We start from the raw sequence: 18,909 nt of genomic DNA on the forward strand, positions 1-18,909 counted from the left end.
TTTTAGAGTCGATAAAATAAAGACCATTGCCTTGAGCATGTAAGCAACAATGTAATGAACAAAGCCACATTAGAGGATAACTATGAGTCTTCAATGTTAAAAATCGTTCATAACTTAGAGCAGATGGGAAATAAGATGAATGAGTCTCCTTGATAACTTTACAGTGATAGTATTCAAAGCATTTATCACCCGATAGGTGATAACATGTCACAATAGTGCATACTTCAATGGCGGAAAGCTAAGTAAAGGAACATCTATGCAGGTAGTAGTAGTAATATGATAACAGATGTCGCTTGGTGTTCTACTAATAGGGAAAATACCTCCCCCAGAGGAAAAAACAGCCAATGAATTATCTATGATATGAAAGAAAACCTTTAAAAGTGTTTTCAAGATTAGCATGACCCTTATTCTAAGGATAATCAGATAAATTCATTCGGAAATATGATTGAAACTAATCATATCTTACAAGAAGGGATGGTTTAGTTTCCATACATTTCTATATACTTAGTATAAGACTTTAGACTAACAAAAGATCTGAGTCCTTATAATAAGCCAGCACTAGCTGATGTTTTCTTAATATGTTCCTTTCAACAGGACATCTATTGTACGAGCCTCTGCCGTAAACTGGTTATATCCGATATTAAGTTTACCAATGCTTTCACCGTTGCAATTATAAATATACGAAGCTGGTGATGAAACCAAAGGATTAATCACACCTATAAAATACTGGTTTTTGTAAGTGTAAAGTACCACTTCTAATGGACCACTTTTAGGTTTTTGAAAGTCTGAAACCACACTTTTAAGCCAAGGAAGTTCAGCAATTGCGTCTTTCTTGAAACATGTGTCGGTTGGCAATGCATTGGAGGTGTCATCAGTACAAGCATTCATTGAAAAAATGAAGAGTAAACTTGCTAAGCGTAGGTAGTTTTTCATAGTGTAAAATTTAATGTTTAGTTGGCACAAATATACTTTATTCTATAAATATTTGAATATTATATAGTTACAAACTTATTTAACGTAAATAATTCGTTTAGTGATAATGGAAATATCGTAGCACAACTACATTTGAATACTGGGAATAAAACCTAATTTGAGATTAAGTTGAATCTAAAATCCTTATACCCAACAAAAATATTAGCGTATAGATAGGATTTGTATTGAAAATTTTATCCTTTTATAATTTGAAAGCTATTGAACCTATTATGTATCTACTATGAAAAAACTATGCTATAGTCTTACCTTCTTAATTTTTCTTTCCTGTGGAAAGTCCTCTCCTAAATCTGAAACGAAAAGCTCCAATCAGGCTAATAAAATTGAAGATTCGATAAGAGCAATCAACTCACTAATGAAGCCTGAAATGAAAGAAAGTTCTTCCGACACTACGGGTTTGATGGTTAAGCAAAAGAAAGTGTTGGGAAAATATAAAATTGAGTTCGCCTACACTGCGTACAACGAAGAAAAATATGGTTTTCAAAACCCTGGATATCTCAAGGTCTATAAAAATAATAAGATGATATTCTCGGATGTGTTTTTAGGCGATAATGAATTAACCGTTTTACAACTCAAAAATCAGGATGATAAAGACCATATTTTCTTTAAGCTTAACTGGGGCGTAGAGGCTTGTGACTATATACAAACATCGAGATTTTATTGTATTACCGCCAATGACAAAGTACATAAATTAGGCGATCATTGGGCGACGAGTACAGGAGATGGCTACTCTAGTCGTAACTTTGATTATTTTATCAGTCAAGACAACGGTAACTTGACGGTAGTAGAATCACTTTTTTATCATAAACATGATAAAAGAGACCTGAGCGATACCATTATTTACACTTTTGAGGAGGATAAATTTAAGGTGCATAGATTAAGCAATCATATAAAGTCAGGTAATTAAATGTCATTAAGACATTGACCTGCTTTACAAATCTAATTACAGGAATAAAATATCAACTTTGAACATTCAATATAAAGCCTACTTTAAAAACATTATCGATACTAATTCGAGGGTCGTTTTGTAGCATTTTCCTTAACTTTGATATAAATACATCAAAACTTCTACCCAGAAAATAGTCTTTTTTACCGTAAATTTTTTCTACCGCATCTTCTCGTTTTAAAATCTGATTTTGGTTCTGACAAAGCAATTTTAAAACTTCGCTTTCTGTTTCGGTCAATCGCCATGTTTCATCTTGATAACATAGTTCTTGTCTGGAATAATCAAAAACATAGGTACCAATCGTAAATTTCTGTACTTGTGGCGCTGGCAACTGTTGTGGCTGACGACGTAATAATACTTTGATACGACAAAGTAATTCGTCCTCATCAAATGGTTTTGTAATGTAATCCTCCGCTCCTAGTTCAAAACCTTTTAGCTTATCTTCTTTTAATGAACGAGCCGTAATAAACAAAAATGGCATAGCTGGATTGAGTTCTTTACAATGAGTCGCCAATGTAAAGCCATCCATTTTGGGCATCATAACATCGAGCAAACAAACATCATAAGGTTGTCTTTTGAGCGCATTATAACCACTTTCTCCATCTCGACATAGCTTGACTTCAAACCCTTGGTCTTCCAAAAATTCGGTCAATAGGAAACCCATACTCAGGTCGTCTTCAATCAAAAGTATTTTGTGTGAAATATTGCTCATAAATAAGTGGTTACCCTTACATTCAACGATTTAAGGAGGTTGAAATTATTACACGCCCAAAGGTAGATATACCTCAAAACAACTTCCTTTTTTATCTTCGCTTTTTACCTGAATATTGCCTTTATGGAGCTCAAGCATATTTTTGACATAAGCTAAACCTAGTCCAAATCCTTTGAAAGCATGGGTCGTTTGATGCACTCGCTGAAATTTCTCAAATATCAAACTCCGCTGGCTAACAGGAATACCAATGCCGTTATCTTCAAACGAAATGACGATGTCTTGCGATAGTAATTTGGCTGAAATACGAATTTCGGGTGTATTTTCATTGTATTTTAAGGCATTTTCAATCAAATTACGAAAGGTGTTCACGAGGTGCTGCCTATCTCCTATCACAAACATATCTGTGCTAAATCCCTCCAAAAGAATTTGAGCATTTTTTTCTGAAATTGACATCGACAAACTGTCTATCGAAGCACGAATGAGAGATTCTATACTTAACTTTTCTTTCTCCAAAATGTATTCTCCATTTTCGATTTTGGCCAGATGTAACACACGTTCAACTTCTTGCAATAGTTGAGTATTTTCTCTTTTGATAACTGCTAAAAATGGGTTTTCTCGTAAATCTTCATGCTTCTTAGTCAAGCGATTTACTGCTAAACCAATACTACTCAGTGGAGTACGAAACTCATGCGCCATATTATTGAAAAAATCCACATTGGTTTGAAGCAACAGTTTTTGTTTCATCAACGACCAGTTGACCATCAACAACACTACGGTAATAAACCCAACAATAAAAAGGGTAGCTAGCACCATAAAGGTCATTCCGCCCAATATGTAGCGTTCTTTAGTGGGAAAAGTAACTCTCAGATATGACTCATTGCCATGATGGTTTTTGAAAGAAATAGCCGTTTGAAATACATCAGTAGCACAGAAACTATTGTTAGAAAGACTAATTTGATAAGGTAAAAAAACCTGATAATTGGCTAGGTTTTTATCTAAAGTTTCTCGAAAATCTTTGGTATTCACAATATCATGTGGCAACTCTGAAATATTGGAAATAAGTGTTTCGCCCGACATATCCACTACTGCACATTTTCCATCATTGCAATAGGCACCATCTTTATATGATTTGATGGTGGAGCAAAGTGCTGATGTAACCCTTTGGTTAAATATCTCTTCTGATAATCGCCATGAGTGACGCATCCATATAATCTGGATAATCACCAAGGCAATTACGCCTAAAGTCGACGCAATCAGAATGTAAGGGATATTTTTATGCTGAATTTTCATGTCGTAAAGATAAAGAGCTTCTTATTAAACAGGGTGGTTTTAACAACTCTATAACAAGTCAATAACACTTGAATGACAGCAAGAAGCCAACAGAAGATTGTAATTTTGTAAGGTCAACAGTGCAAAAATTATCGTATTCAATAAACCTCTTTATGCTTCGATATTTTGCGCTATTCGTTCCATTAAATTAAACAAATTCAACATGAAAAAAGCAATTATTTCAGGATTCTTGACACTTGGTATTGTAGCGGCATCTTTGGCGTGTCCTGGTGGAAAATGTGATAAGTCGAAATGCGACAAAGCAAAATGTGATAAGTCGGCTTGCACAAAATCAGCTAAAACTGAGAACTGCAAAGACCACGATAAAAAATCAGCCTCTGCTGAGAAAAAAGAAGCACAAGATAACAAAGTAAAGTCTGATGCTAAAAATTCTAATAAAGTAGCAATCTGGACATCTCCATATTTTACTTTGGATAAGCCAGGGTGCTAAGAATAAGTGCTGAATTGTGAGTGATGAGTATTGAGCGTAATTTTATGATTACTAACATTTTGGCTCATTAATTCCCTCCACTTCATGCTAAGGAAATTGGATTTTTGATTTCAGATACAGGGAGTACCAAAAGTTTTCGAGGCTTTTGACGATTGTAGTTGTAGTAATTAGGGCTGTACAAAGGATTTAATTTTGTCGTAGCGGCAACCCTTGCGGTTGCCCAACTCAACATGGCAACTGCAAGGATTGCCACTAACTGCAATTTTATTTTAAAGACAATACTTAAACCTTCGTACAGTTCTATTTTAGTAATCCGAAATCAAAAATCCGATTTCCAAAATTCAATAAAGTTCTCAGTTAGTCTACCCTCTCAGCATCCTCTAAAATATAATTTAACTCCTGTACATTAGTGGCATTTAATCGCAGAACCCCCTTAAAGGTTCTTATTTCATCAACCTTGTACCGTTGCTTACTACTAAACTTTAGCTGTATCATAGATTCTGGACCAGATTTCCCACAGAAATAACACATCGAATTAGGATTCTGCGATACCACATAATTTCCTTCACTATCAATCGGAATCGTGTACCCTCTAATTTCAACGGTTTTTCCATTAAGCATGGTTACCTTTGGTCCAAAATTGGGATATAGATAAAACATCGCTAAGTCGATATTAAATTTCTTTTTGAAATGAACGTCCTTTAAATCATTCCATGTGATTTTTTGGACATCGAAATCTTGCTTCGACTTCTTTTGCAGAGGATTTTCCCAAAAAGCTGATACTGTGAGAAAGCAGATGAAAATAAGTGTCTTCATAGTCCTTGGTATATTTGCAATATTGTTGCAAATATACCAAGGACTTGAATGAATGATAGAATATTGTAGTTTTTTATTGGGAAAAAATCAAAAAGGGAGTGTATTTAGATGTTATTCACCATAATGCGAAAGTACTTTCAAAACAATCAGTAAAAACATCATAGCGAATCCAATCGTTATGATTCTTTTACCATGCGTTCGGTCTTCTTCAGAATAAGAGTACACTACACTTCCGTTGGGCAATCTTTTTTGGGAAAAATAAATACCCCAACCCATCGCAACGCCCAAAAGCCCACCTAAAATGGCAAAAGTATAGCCTGCCCAAATAAATTTGGCTTGCGAAGGCTCAGGTTTCGCCAACATCTCTAATCTTTCCTTTTTCAGATACTTGAGATATTCAGCCCCAACCACATGACCTCTATCTTGTAAAATTTTTTGTGCAAGTTTATAATCCAATTCAGACCACTCATCAGGCTTAGATAAAATTTCAAACAGTTCTTCGTCCGAGAACTGAAAAAGATAATGATCTGGGTCAATATCCTCAATACTTTCTTGAGCAATGTTTTCTAGTAGCTTTTGTACAGGGGCAAAATTCTCTTTTTCGATTTTTACTAAAAAAAGTTTCTGTACAGCACGCATACTCACAGGGTCGATTGCGCCATTACTGATTTCTGTTTGAAATCCAATGTTATTCTGCTCAAGGAATTGGGTAAATTCAATAAAGTGCTCTTCGTCTGAAAACTCTTTGAAGGTTACAAATTCATCCATAAAAGGTGGTAGTTACAATTATCAAAGTTAAAGGTTTCTTTCAATTGAAATTTAGGTAAATTATTTTGAAAAATAGATGGTCTTTCCTGTCTTCGCTGATTCCTTGGCGGCTGAAAGAATTTCAACTACTACGCTATTGACTGCAAAAGACGACAAATCTTTTTCAGGTTTAATTTTACCATTGACCACCGCCGCCAAATAGGCAAACACATTGGATTGTTCATAAGGAAGTGGCGCCAAATCTACCCATTTTTCAGCATTGGATGCTTCTCCAAATACATATCGCATTTTAGGTTCTTTATTAGCAATAACGATACCTGATGTACCATAAACTTCGGTATCTTTTACGCCAAATGGCCAGTTCCACGAGGCCTGAATCACCGCTTGGGTATTAGGATATTTTAGAATAATGGTGGCCTCATCATCTACTTTAGGATATACCGAAGGTTTGTCTTGTTGGGTAACAGCAGTTACTGAAATAGGCTTTTGACCATCCATTAGCCAAGTCATGATATTGGCACCATAACAACCAAAATCAACAATCGCTCCTCCCCCATTTTGGATAGGATCAGTGAGCCAATTGGTAAATTCTTTCGAACAGCCAATTTCGATTGGACCACCATGACCATCCTTAAAAACTACCTTTTTGATTTCACCTAAATTCTTATTTTGCTTAGCCATTTCCCATACCTTGGCATGAGACGCATACCAAGTAGTCTCAAAATTGGTCAATAAATGAATTTTGTACTTTTCTACCAATACTTTCATCAAAGCCAAATGTTGGTTATTCACTGCCAAGGGCTTTTCTACAATCACATGAATACCTTTGGGTGCGCAAGATTCGACCACTGCCAAATGCTCATATATAGAGTTAAAAGCACAAACTGCTTCAGGATTTGTTTGTTGGATAAGGGCATCCAATGTAGGAAACCACATTGATTCGGGGAGGTTGTGACGTTTCAGCAAACGCATAGCTAATGCTTTGTTGGGCTCAGCAAACCCTACAATTTCTACATCCTGCTGTTTGCCCATATAATCAAAAACCTGATTGATATGGTCGTGAGTCATGCCAGCTACCCCAACACGGATAGGTTTGGCATTCACCAAATGGCTTGATATAAGCAACAATAGAAGAAGAGATAAAAGTATTTTTTTCATAGTTAATTGGGATAAAATTTGAAACTCAATTTATCTTAACAACCCAACATTGTTATCTGTCAGTATATGTATTGATAAAATAAAAATATGAATCATCCTGAAATTTAAGATTGGAATTATTCTCCAAGTGTTCATCAAAAAAGCGGTCAGAAAATATTTTCCGACCGCTTTTTTGATACTACTATGCTAGGATATGACTCGCCTTAAGACGCAAGCATTATGTCTTTACAGCTAGAATACAAATTTTAAAAATCACTCATTCACTCAATCTCAAATCACTCAATTGTTTATTTCGCATCTTTCTCAAAATCCAATGCCACAGAGTTGAGACAGTATCTTAAACCTGTGGGTCTTGGTCCATCGTCGAATACGTGTCCGAGGTGTGCACCGCAACGACTACACAAAATTTCGGTGCGTGACATCCCAAAACTATCATCAGGAATTTCGAGGATAGCATCCTTATGAATGGCTTTGTAAAAAGAAGGCCAGCCTGTCCCTGATTCAAATTTTGTCTTAGAATCGAATAAAGGGAGTTTACAACAAACACATTTATAAATCCCTTTTTCATGGTTTTTCCAGTAAGCTCCCGAACAAGCTAATTCTGTACTTCGTTGACGAGTAACTTTATATTGTTCTGGTGTCAAAATCTTGCGCCATTCAGCCTCAGTTTTGACTACAGCAAATTTGTGGTTTTTGAGCGGGTCGTCTTCTTTTCTCTGCGAGCGACTTATCACAAGTCCTAACACACAAATAAATCCTAAAATGACTAATATGGTTTTCATATCTGATAAGTTTTGTTTTAATAATTACGAAAAACTCCTACAAATTGTTTTTGAATGCAATTAATAACTTCTCGAAATGATAAAAAGTCGTCTAGATTGCCAAATAGAATTAAGAAATAAAAATGTTGAAATTATGGTAAAATTTGAAATTCGCAGAAAATTTTCCTGTGAGGTTTAAAAACAAACCAACTATGCTATTTTTCTGACAAATAAGTAATTTTACCATCCAAAATTGACCAAATGCTACCTAATTTTAACATATTTTAACATAATTTTAAATTTTTTTATTATGTTTTAAAATAAGTTATTATATTTATCCATCTGCTTACGAACAGCCATTTTTAAGCAGAACAATTTTCTAAAAAAAACGATTTGCAGAATTTTTTACTCCTAAATATTACTAGATGCAAAATATTTACTAATAAGGATTCCAACTTGACAAAATTTGAAAGTGTTTCTCTTCTAAGATTTTCAAAAAATCAGAAATTAACTTTCATAACCAACAATCACATACATATTTCCTTCTTGTCAGTCTTCTTTTGGTAGATCGCATCTTTAATATTAGGTGTTCGATTAAAACTTAAACCGAAACTAAATTTATTCCCGTTGAGCATTGTCCTCACTAAAAGGATAATATTTGACATAACTTGACTAATTAGCTTGAAAAACTTTACCAACAATTCAACCAAACTAAAGGAGAACTATCAAGATTCAAACACAACTTCTGGGTGAATTCACACTTAGAGGCTTTCCTTTTATTATTCAATCTCAAATATTCAAAACCTTAGCGTTGTTCAGTAACAACTGCAGCTGAAAAGTACGTCTATACGATACTCAATCAGGTTTTGATATTTTCATATTCATCTTTCTATCCGAAACGATGCCTTTATAACTGTGTGTGCTCAGAACTGAGAACACCCTTTCTGGAATACGTATATACTTATAGTTAGCTAAAATATATCTCTTTTCCACCTTTAAATGAATCTTTTTTACCAAACAATTTAAACAATAATCATTATGAGAAAACTCTTACTGCTTATTACTGTATTTCTTCTTGTACAGATAGGCAACGCGTTTGCACAAGATAGGCAAGTTACAGGGAAGGTGACCTCATCTGAAGATGGTGCTCCACTTCCTGGCGTTAGTATCTCGATAAAAGGTACTCCTCGTGGTACAACTTCGGGTGCAGATGGTTCCTATAAAATTGCTGTAGGAAAAGACGCTGTTTTGACATTTTCATTCGTAGGTTTTGCTGCTCAAACTGTTACAGTAGGTGGACAATCACAAATCAACGTGGCAATGAAAGTAAACACTTCTCAAATAGAAGAAGTTGTCGTAACTGCCCTTGGAGCAAAACGTTCGGAAAAATCTTTAGCATACTCAGCTCAGAGTGTTAAAGACGAACAATTAAACACTATTCGTCAAACAAACTTAAACAACGCATTAGCTGGTAAAGTAGCTGGTATTCAGGTACGTAGCCAGTCAACAGTAGCATTGGGTCGCGATGCTAGTATCCGTATCCGTGGTGCGGGTTCATTGAGCGACAAAGCTCCACTTTACATCCTTGACGGTAACCCTGTAAGTTCATCTGACGTAAACTTAGATGACGTTGAATCAGTAACAGTGTTGAAAGGTCCAAGTGCAACTGCACTTTATGGACAGCGCGGTGATGCTGGTGTAATCATCATGGCATCCAAAAAAGGTACGATGAAAAAAGGCGTTGGTATCGAATTGAACCAAAGTACTTTTTATGAAACAGTTTATGTTTTACCTCGTTACCAAAACTCTTACGCTGGTGGTGCTTCTTCAGACATGATCAAATTCAACTGGGAAGCTGGTATGCCAGAAGAGTGGAAAGCATTGAATGGTAAATACTATCATGACTATTCGGATGATGCTTCTTGGGGACCTCGTATGGTAGGTCAAGAGTATATACCTTGGTATTCTTGGTATCCAGGTACACAATATACTGGTAAAACGGCTTCTTTGGTAGCTCAACCAAACAACATCCGTGATTTCTACCAAGGTCAGTTTGCTACTAACACTAACGTTAACTTCTCGAAGGCTGGAGACAACTACTCTACTCGTATTTCATTTACGGCTCAAAACCAAAACGGTTTGATGTACAAATCAAGTGGTGTAAAATATAACATTTCATCACAAACTACAGTAGATTTAGGAAAGCATTTGACTGCAACAGCCAACATTAACTTGTCAGAATACACTATCAAAGGACAATTCAATGATGGTTATTCTAACCAATCTTCAGGTTCATTTAACTCTTGGTTCCACAGAGATTTGGATTTGAATAAGTTAAAAGAATTGAAAGACTTGACTTCTCCAGAAGGTATTTTAGCAAGCTGGAACCACAATAACCCAGGTGCTTATGCTTCTTCTCCATTGAACTTCTACGGAGCAAACTACTGGTATAACTTCTACTCGTATTTCGAGAAATTAGATATTTCAGAAAACAGAAGACGTATGTTTGGTGATGTGAATTTGACTTACAAAATCAATGATAATTTGAAAGTAGCAGGTTTTGTTCGTTTCAACCAAGGTAATACTTTTGGAGAATCTAAAGTTCCAACGATTCTTCAAACATCAGCTACTCAGACAGGTTTAAAAGCAGGTTATAACACTTACCAAACTTATGGTAACATTGTAAACAACGGTAACACGCCAAATGAGATGAACTACGAATTGATGGCGACTTATAACAAGCACATCAATGACTTTACAATCGATGCTTTGGCTGGTGGTAACATTCGTCACGATAGCTACAGAACGATGTCGGCTGGTACTGTAAACGGTTTGGTTATTCCAGATTACTTTGCTTTGAGTAACTCATCATCGACTCCTTCTTTGAGTTCTTACCGTTCAGATAAAGAAATTCGCAGTTTGTATGCACGTGGTTCATTCGGCTACAAAGACATCATTTTCTTGGAAGGTTCTGTACGTAATGACCGTTCTTCAGCTCTTCCAAAAGATGCAAACTCTTACACATATCCATCTGTAGGTACTTCATTCGTCTTCGGAGAGTTGATTCGTAGTACAGTTCCTGCCTTATCATTCGGTAAACTTCGTGCTAGCTGGGCACAAGTTGGTTCTGACTTAAGTCCATATTCATTGGCATTGAACTACTCTTTGGCTTCTGCTAAATTTGGTTCATACTCTTACATGGGAACACCAAATACGATTGTTGACCCTAATATCAAGCCAGCTTTGTCATCTGCGTATGAATTTGGTTTAGACTTGAAATTCTTGAAGGATAAATTAGGTTTGTCTGTAACATACTACAACGAAGATAAAATCAATGAAATCATTACTGTACCTATCTCAGGAACAAGTGGTTTTACTTCTAAATTGATTAACGCTGGTAAAATCAACCGTCATGGTTTAGAGGTTTCATTGAACGCAACTCCTGTTAAAACTAAAGATGTAACTTGGACTACTACTGTAAACTGGGCAAAAAATACTTCAAAAGTATTAGCATTAGCGGAAGGTGTAGATGCAATTACTGTAACATCTGATGCTTTTGGTGTGGGTACTGTAGTTCACCAAGTTGGTGAAGCATGGGGTCAAATCCGTGGTGGTGCATACACATACAAAGATGGCAAGAAAGTATTGACTGCTGATGGAATGTATGTAGTAACTCCAAACTCTTATTTGGGTAGTGTATTGCCAGACTTCACAGGTGGTTGGTTCAACCAAATCCAATACAAAGACTTCGTTCTTTCGGCTAATATCGAATTCTCAAAAGGTGGTAAATATTTCTCATTGTCTGATTACTGGGGTGGTTTCTCAGGTTTGTTTGAAAGAACAGCAGGTGTAAACGACAAAGGAAACCCTATCCGTGACCCTATCGCTGATGGTGGTGGTGTACACGTACAAGGTGTTACTGCCGATGGTGCAGCAGTAGATAAATACGTAGATGCTTATACCTACTTCCACCAATTTGCTACTAACAAACTTTCAGAAGAACACGTTTACGACCTTGACTTTATCAAATTGAGAGAGGTTAGCATCGGTTATAGAATTCCAGTTAAAGGAAGCAAATTGTTACAAAGCGCAACGGTTTCAATTGTTGCTCGTAACCCTTGGTTGATTTATACTAAAAACAGAGATTTTGACCCATCAGAGATGTCTCAAATTTTCGGTGAAAACGGTCAGTTCCCAGGCACAAGATCATTAGGTGTAAACATCAAATTAGGTTTCTAACAAACGATTTTAATTGAAGAGTAAGATGATACGTAAAAATATACTAAAAACGCTGGGTTTTGCATCAGTTATGCTTTTCACAGCAAGTTGTTCGGATTTTGGAACAATGAACGACAACCCCAATGCCATTGTAACACCAGTAACATCAGCTTTGTTAACAAATGCATTGTTGGACTTTGATAGCCCTGCTACCAATGGCTCAATCAGGAATGGTTTATATTGTCAATATTTTGCTGAAACTCAATACACTGAGACATCGCTTTATGCTATTCCACAAATTGGTTGGGATGGTAACTATGCTGGTTCATTGTATGACTTACAAAACATCATCAATAACAATACAGACCCTGCCACCAAAGCTTATGCTGCGTTAAATGGTTCGAACAATAACCAAATCGCTTTGGCTCGTATTGTAAAAGCATACCGCTTTTTGATGTTGACTGACCAATGGGGTGATATGCCTTATTCGGAAGCATTACAATTGAAAACACAACCAAAATACGATACACAACAAGAAATCTATAATGGTTTGTTTAAAGAGTTGAAAGAAGCTGTTGCTCAATTTGACGGTGGTGCTTCTCCTGCTGGCGATATTGTACATAGTGGTAATTTAACACGTTGGAAAAAATTTGCTAACTCTTTGCGTTTGATCATGGCTGTTCGTTTATCAAAAGTTGACCCAACTACAGGTAAAGCGCAGTTTTTGGATGCCTTAGCATCTAGTGGTGGTGTGATTGATGCAAACGAAGACAATACTCAAGTGGCTTATCCAGGCGGTACATTCAACAGCCCTTGGTATAACACCTACAACGGACGTAAAGATTACGGTATTAGTGATGTGATCGTAAATATGCTTTACGCAACTTCTGATGCACGTGTAAACGCTTATGGCGAACCAAATGCAAGTGGTACAGTGGTTCCTATGCCTTATGGTTTGACTCGTGACGATGCTGTGAACTATACCAACTCACACGCTGACTGGTCAAGAATCTTGAATCCAACTTACAGAGCTGGTAGCGCAACGTCATTTGTTTTGACAGCAGCTAGTGTTTATTTGGCAAGAGCCGAAGCAGCAGCTTTAGGTTGGACAACAGAAAGTGCTTCTACTATGTACAGCAAAGGTCTTGAAATGTCTTGGAAACAATGGGGTGTATTTGACCAAACTAAGTTTAATACGTTTATGTCAAATGCTTCTGTTCAATTAGGAACTACGAATGATGATATTTTGACCAAAGTTCGTACACAGCGTTATATCTCATTCTTCCCAGATGGTGCTAACGGTTGGTCAGAATGGCGTAGAACAGGTGTTCCAGCTCTTACTCCAACACCAAAAGCTACCAACGTTAGTAAGCAGATTCCTCGTCGTTTTGTGTATGGTTCAAATGAGCCAAACCTTAACAAAACAAATTATCAGGCAGCAGTATCAAGACTAACAGGTGGTGATACACAAGATGCTAAAATTTGGTGGGACAAATAGATGAACATTTTAATTCTAGAAGCAATGAAAAAATATATCAACATATTTAATGTCTTAGTAATGGGTTCTCTTCTTTCGATGACTAGTTGTATCGAAGAAGGAAAGGATCTAATTGCTGGAAAAGGCTCAAACTTTGTTAGAATCCCTGCTGCAGGCACAGAACTAAACAATGTAGGTCTTGAGCTAAGTGCAGGAGACAAAACGGCAGATTTAGTGGAAATTATCCGTGATGTAACTTCCAACGCTGAATTGCAATCGACCGTTACTGTGAAGTTAAAGGTAGATGATGCCTTGATTACGAAATATAACACAGCACATGGAACAACTATCAAACCTTTGCCAACTTCTTTTTACAAACTTTCGGCTACAGACGTAACATTCAATGCTGGTGAGTTCAGTAAAATTGTTCAGTTGACAATCGACCCTACAAAAATCGTAGGTGCTGACTATGCTGTAGGTTTGACAGTAGATAACGCAGGTGCTTACAAAATCCGTTCAGGTTTGGGTTCAGCATTGTTCAAGATCATCGCTAAAAACCAATGGGATGGTCGTTACAAAGCTGCTGGGGTATTCTCACACCCAACTGCTGGTGACCGTGCTATCGACCGTGTAAAAGACTTGGTAAGTGTGAATGCCAACACGGTAATTGCTGAATTAGGTGACTTAGGTGGTTCAGGATATTATATGTTGTTGACCATTAACACAGATAATTCTGTAACAATTAAGCCGTCTGGCGCAACTCCAAACGTAGACCAAAGTTATTCTAGAAACTATTACGACCCAGCTACGAAGAGATTCTACTTGAATTACTCTTACAACGTAGCAGCTCCTCGTATTGTGAAGGAGACATTGACTAGACAATAAAGAATTTTATTAATAATTATTGGTTAAATTGTAATCGGTACTGAATATTTCGGTACCGATTTTTTTTGAATCTGGATGTCTGAAATCCCAATCATTTAATTCTTCAGTCAACATGGACAATGATCTAAAATATCAACTTATTCAATTCATTAGGGAGGAAATTGGAGAGTTCAACATAGAAATCACGGATACCACCGAGTTAGAAAATGATTTGGGTGTGACAGGAGACGATGGTAGGGATTTAATCGTAAAATATGCTAATGTATTTAATGTAGAGATAAGCGGGTTTGTATTCTCTAAATATTTTTATCCCGAGCCATCAGTTTTTTCTAATTATAAACCAATTAGTTCATTAAATATAGCAAAGCTATTTGAAGGTGTTCTTGAAGGAAAATTAACCTAAATTTTATTCAAAAGGCTTTGATCAGGGAAATGGATTTTAAGCTTATCCTAAAAATAAAAGTCATTTAAGGCAAAATAGAAAAGAATAAATTTTATATCTTAACAAGGTAATTTCTACATTAATAAACAAGTTACATCTCTAAATTATTTTTAATATAACCTTTCTTATGAAAACACACCTTTTATTTCTTGCACTATTGTGCACGCTACTTTTTACTTCTACTCCCAATTTAGTTGCTCAATGTACGATTCCATTATTAGATATTAAAGACTCAGTTACCATAAAGGCACTGAGAAGATACGTTGATGTAGCAGATGCAACAAACTCAAAATATAAGGGGAAATTTATAGATAAAAAGAAAACGATTGTTTTACTTCAAGAAAAGCAAACTATTCAAGCAGATGGCAAGATTTTGAAGCTTATGGAAGTGAATATGAGTGAGACAAATTATTACAAATTTTGGAAGTTGATTATCACAGGATATTTTTATGTAGATGAGTTTCTCTTTGTAGTGATTTCTCCTCGTACAGGGTCATTTATTACTAATAACTATGATTACGATACTTGCTTGAGCCAAGTTTTACAAAATCATACAATTAGAGAATATGATTCGCCTAAAACATTTAAGAAAATCTTACATAATCAGGAAGTAACCATGAAGGAAATGGGAGAAAGTATCGATATGTATTCAGCCAGAATAACAATAAATCTGTTAGATAAAAGTACAAAAGAACCTTACAGCATTCAGTTTTATAAATAGATTTTTAACGGAACTAGTCCGAGTCTTAGACTTGGACTTTTTTTGTTTGTAGTTTGCTAGTGCTGGCTTCCAAGCCAGTACTAGCTTATTCTAAGGATTCCAATCCTGATAGTAAAAGATTTAAACTTATCTGAAGTAAAGTTTTAAAACTAGAGTAATAGAAAGCACAAGTCTAAGACTTGCGCTAATGGAGAGTTAAACTTATCTGAGGTGAAGTTTTAAAATTTTGGAAATTGAAAGCATAGGTCTAAAACTTGTGCTAATGATTATATGATAGATTAATACTAAATAACTTAAACGGTATTGATATATTATATCCTATATTTCAGATGGATTTTTTGGAATAGGTTCACTCTTTTTGTCTCCGTCTGATGGTTGCGGCCTTGGATTGGAAAAAATTAGGTGGACCAAATTTAAATGAAGCATTTAGATGATGAATAATAGGATAACATTAAATTTTAGAGAGTTTGGACAAAGTTCAGACCCGAAAGTAGTAGGTATTAGAGATGGAGGTGGGCAAATAATTTTTGATGATTTGTTTTTTCACAGTCATCCCCATTTTACGAGTGTTTTTTTTCCCGATGTTTTAATGGATAAAGATTGGTGGAAAAAATGGGCTAAATGGGAGGAGTATGGAAGTAAATTACTCCATATAAAATTAGCAAAAACAGCTATACTCACTGATTATATTGGTGCTAGTGGACTGTTCAGATGTTTTTTTGTGAATAGTAAATTGAAAGAAATACTACAAACAGCTAATTTGCCAAATCATAATTTTTTTGAAATTACTTTTATTCAGGGGGGAAAAATTGTAGATGGTTACTGGTGGTTTTGTTTTGATCTTGAAACAGGTGAAAATACTGTTGACTTTTCAAAATGTGAATATAACTTACGTGATCACAAGAGGACATTTGGTGAAAATTTTTCAGTTAATATTCAGTCTTATCAAGACTATTTAAATGTTTTTTATGAAACGGGTAAAGCAATCAAAGTTACAGAATTAGTTTTTAACTCTAACTTTAATTCTGAGCTTGATATTTTTGGGACTCAATTTTTAACAAATCAAGTATATATATCCGAAAATCTTCATAAAAAATTACAAGAACAAAACATTACAGGGTATACTGCAAGCTATCCTACATTTGGCTTAGATTTAGTAGTATGTTGAATGGAGACTCAAAAACTAAAAGCATAAGTCTAAGACTTGCGCTAGTGGGGTATTCCAATAAATTAACAGGTTGAAATAGGCCCTTCAAAAAACAGTGATAATTCAATAGGTTTTATAATGATTACGTTACCAAGAAGCCGATGAGAAAGCTATTTTCCATTATTATGATACTCATATCATGCAATATTTATGGTCAAAGTAGAATAACGAATATAACTAAATCAGATACTTTTTACATTCATAAAATAAAAAAGTATAAAACGATTAGCATCATTCATGCGAAAAATAACATAGATAAGATTTTCAAAATTGTATATAGACATTCAAATGTTGGTCAAAGTATAAAAAAAGGTCGGAAATATTATTTAGAAATAAGTACTGTCGGATTTGAGATGGATGGGAAAATAGGGTATATACCAAATAGAATAATGTGTTCAGAATACGGTAAAGGGCTTAAAATCTGTACTGAACCCGAGAATGGAATTACTGAAATTTATGATTTGATTGAAATCTCAAAATGTCTATAGAGTTCCGCAGGACCCCGCCGCTGCAAGCTTCCATGTCATCACTAGCTTAAACTAGGGATTCCAATCCTATTCGAAAAAGAGTTAAACTTATCCGAGGTTAAGTTTTAAAACTAGAGAAATAGAAAGCACAAGTCTAAGACTTGCGCTAGTGGGGTTCAGTAATACTAATAATCAATTGATTTATGAAACAGCCCAAAGATTCGGATTTAATGTAAATTATCAAGGAACCAACGGATCAAATATTGGGGCAATAAGAGTTGGGGGGCATAATAACCATGGATATTTAGGTTATGGTTTACCACCTGTGACAATTAGGACAAAAAAACAAAAGACTGATGAAAGTAATAAGATTTATTCTATTGTGTATTAGCCCATTTTTAGGAATATTTAACTGCTATTCGAGTGCTGGGCTTTTATGTAATAATTCTGACTTAGGTAAGGATAATATATTAACCATTTTGAATAGCGATAATAGTATTTATTTAGAATTTTCTTTGTTAGGAGATATAAACCCTAAATTACCCGAAACGTTTAATCCTTACGCAATAGATATTCCAAATGATATTTTTTTAATCGAAGTAATTCGTGAAGATAAAGATAGGTATCAAGTTTCTATAGGAAATGGGCAATCAAAATTTATTAGTAAATCAGAAAATAGTTTAAAATATTACAGTTGGACGAACTTTATTCTTAGTTACGACTATAATTCTATCATAGTTGATAAAAAGAAAAACCCAGTGAGAGTTTTGCCAACTGAAAACTCCAAGAAAGTATTGTATATTGATTATGACACTTATACTATTTATGGGAAAAAAATAGTTGGAGATTGGCTGAAGGTAGAGGTTCAAGATATTGAATCTATTGAAAATTTTAAGACTTATGGCTGGGTAAAATGGAAAGATAAAGACAAAATGCTAATTGATTTTAGATTTTATGACTAATCCAGTTCCATCGCTCATCCCCGCCGCTGCAAGCTTCCAAGCCTATATTAGCTTATTCTAAGGATTCCAATCTTGTTAGTAAAGTGTCGGCTTCCCATTTTTAGTACAGTTTAAAAATATACATAATCAGTCTGCTTTGATTATGTTTTTAACCCTTCTTGGGCTGAGTGTAGCGTAGCGGAACGAAGCCCAAGAAGGGTGTTCTGTTTTTTCATTCTATAATCTACTGGGCTCATACCACCTAAAGAGACATGCGGGCGAACGAAATTATAATCGCTCAGCCATAGATCTGTTTCTTGGCGAACTTCCTCCAAAGAATCAAACACATAAGCATCTAATACATGTCTACGGTAAGTTTGGTTAAATCGCTCAATGTAGGCGTTTTGCGTTGGTTTCTCTGGTTGAAACTAGCGAAAAACTATGTCATTCATCTGACTCCATTCTTGCGCTAGTTTTGCTACAAATTCTGGTCCATTATCCATTCTAATCTTAGTAGGCTTGCCATGTTTGTTTACCAAATGACGAAGAATATAAATCACCCTACTACTCTTGAGCGAGTAATCAGTCTCTATGAAAAGTACTTCTCGATTGTAATCATC

The 18,909-nt window shown here is 35.4% G+C and carries 18 protein-coding genes and 1 pseudogene; 9 read left to right on the forward strand and 10 right to left on the reverse strand.

Translation table 11 applies throughout. The annotated features are described in order from the left end of the window. Positions 1 to 573 precede the first annotated feature (573 nt). Positions 574 to 933 carry a hypothetical protein gene (locus GVN22_RS21695; protein WP_166553104.1) on the reverse strand — a complete coding sequence of 120 codons (360 nt, stop codon included), beginning with the start codon at positions 931 to 933 and terminating at the stop codon, positions 574 to 576. Positions 934 to 1,213: 280 nt separating this feature from the next. Between GVN22_RS21695 and GVN22_RS21700 the strand changes: the two genes are divergently transcribed. Continuing rightward, positions 1,214 to 1,897 (forward strand): hypothetical protein, encoded by a 684-nt coding sequence (locus GVN22_RS21700; protein WP_166553105.1) that lies wholly within the window; start codon positions 1,214 to 1,216, stop codon positions 1,895 to 1,897. Positions 1,898 to 1,949: 52 nt separating this feature from the next. On the opposite strand, the gene GVN22_RS21705 is transcribed toward GVN22_RS21700, so the two are convergent. Beyond that, positions 1,950 to 2,648: a response regulator transcription factor gene (locus tag GVN22_RS21705; RefSeq protein WP_166553106.1), complete on the reverse strand. Its 699-nt coding sequence runs from the start codon at positions 2,646 to 2,648 to the stop codon at positions 1,950 to 1,952. Positions 2,649 to 2,696: 48 nt separating this feature from the next. Then, complete coding sequence (locus tag GVN22_RS21710) at positions 2,697 to 3,938, reverse strand: sensor histidine kinase KdpD (RefSeq protein ID WP_166553107.1); 1,242 nt, start codon at positions 3,936 to 3,938, stop codon at positions 2,697 to 2,699. A gap of 202 nt (positions 3,939 to 4,140) precedes the next feature. Between GVN22_RS21710 and GVN22_RS21715 the strand changes: the two genes are divergently transcribed. Continuing rightward, on the forward strand, positions 4,141 to 4,428 hold the full coding sequence (locus GVN22_RS21715; protein WP_166553108.1) for a hypothetical protein: 288 nt from the start codon (positions 4,141 to 4,143) through the stop codon (positions 4,426 to 4,428). Positions 4,429 to 4,510: 82 nt separating this feature from the next. Here the strand turns inward: GVN22_RS21715 and GVN22_RS21720 are convergent, their stop codons facing one another. The 5 genes from GVN22_RS21720 to msrB form a co-directional block, all read right to left on the reverse strand. Then, positions 4,511 to 4,681, reverse strand: a complete 171-nt coding sequence (locus GVN22_RS21720) for a hypothetical protein (RefSeq protein WP_166553109.1) — start codon at positions 4,679 to 4,681, stop codon at positions 4,511 to 4,513. 104 nt (positions 4,682 to 4,785) lie between these two features. After that, positions 4,786 to 5,244: a DUF3299 domain-containing protein gene (locus GVN22_RS21725; protein WP_166553110.1), complete on the reverse strand. Its 459-nt coding sequence runs from the start codon at positions 5,242 to 5,244 to the stop codon at positions 4,786 to 4,788. Between the two features lie 111 nt (positions 5,245 to 5,355). Next, entirely contained in the window at positions 5,356 to 6,012 is a 657-nt protein-coding gene (locus GVN22_RS21730; RefSeq protein WP_166553111.1) for a hypothetical protein, read from the reverse strand. A gap of 60 nt (positions 6,013 to 6,072) precedes the next feature. Beyond that, entirely contained in the window at positions 6,073 to 7,170 is a 1,098-nt protein-coding gene (locus GVN22_RS21735; protein WP_166553112.1) for a Gfo/Idh/MocA family protein, read from the reverse strand. Between the two features lie 287 nt (positions 7,171 to 7,457). Continuing rightward, positions 7,458 to 7,952, reverse strand: a complete 495-nt coding sequence (msrB, locus tag GVN22_RS21740; RefSeq protein WP_166553113.1) for a peptide-methionine (R)-S-oxide reductase MsrB — start codon at positions 7,950 to 7,952, stop codon at positions 7,458 to 7,460. 1,017 nt (positions 7,953 to 8,969) lie between these two features. Between msrB and GVN22_RS21745 the strand changes: the two genes are divergently transcribed. From GVN22_RS21745 to GVN22_RS21775, 7 genes are all read left to right on the forward strand, one after another. Further along, entirely contained in the window at positions 8,970 to 12,170 is a 3,201-nt protein-coding gene (locus tag GVN22_RS21745) for a SusC/RagA family TonB-linked outer membrane protein (protein WP_166553114.1), read from the forward strand. Between the two features lie 25 nt (positions 12,171 to 12,195). Continuing rightward, on the forward strand, positions 12,196 to 13,647 hold the full coding sequence (locus tag GVN22_RS21750; protein WP_166553115.1) for a SusD/RagB family nutrient-binding outer membrane lipoprotein: 1,452 nt from the start codon (positions 12,196 to 12,198) through the stop codon (positions 13,645 to 13,647). Continuing rightward, positions 13,648 to 14,511, forward strand: coding sequence for a BT_3987 domain-containing protein (locus GVN22_RS21755; protein WP_166553116.1), 864 nt, complete (start codon positions 13,648 to 13,650; stop codon positions 14,509 to 14,511). A 112-nt stretch (positions 14,512 to 14,623) separates the two neighbouring features. Then, positions 14,624 to 14,914, forward strand: coding sequence for a DUF1493 family protein (locus GVN22_RS21760; protein ID WP_166553117.1), 291 nt, complete (start codon positions 14,624 to 14,626; stop codon positions 14,912 to 14,914). A gap of 166 nt (positions 14,915 to 15,080) precedes the next feature. Then, a complete protein-coding gene (locus GVN22_RS21765; protein WP_166553118.1) occupies positions 15,081 to 15,674 on the forward strand; it encodes a hypothetical protein in 594 nt (197 codons plus the stop codon). A 430-nt stretch (positions 15,675 to 16,104) separates the two neighbouring features. Next, entirely contained in the window at positions 16,105 to 16,842 is a 738-nt protein-coding gene (locus GVN22_RS21770; RefSeq protein WP_166553119.1) for an imm11 family protein, read from the forward strand. Positions 16,843 to 17,704: 862 nt separating this feature from the next. Further along, positions 17,705 to 18,310 (forward strand): hypothetical protein, encoded by a 606-nt coding sequence (locus tag GVN22_RS21775; protein WP_166553120.1) that lies wholly within the window; start codon positions 17,705 to 17,707, stop codon positions 18,308 to 18,310. Positions 18,311 to 18,450: 140 nt separating this feature from the next. Here GVN22_RS21775 and GVN22_RS28475 read toward each other — a convergent pair. Together GVN22_RS28475 and GVN22_RS21785 are read right to left on the reverse strand one after the other, a co-directional pair. After that, positions 18,451 to 18,702, reverse strand: a pseudogene (locus tag GVN22_RS28475) (transposase); the annotation flags it as partial. Positions 18,703 to 18,717: 15 nt separating this feature from the next. Beyond that, positions 18,718 to 18,909 (reverse strand): transposase family protein (locus GVN22_RS21785; protein WP_166553121.1); only part of this gene is annotated, 192 nt, incomplete at its 5' end.

The sequence above is a fragment of the Cellulophaga sp. BC115SP genome (assembly GCF_009905545.1).
GTDB classification, from domain to species: Bacteria; Bacteroidota; Bacteroidia; order Cytophagales; family Spirosomataceae; genus Flectobacillus; species Flectobacillus rivi.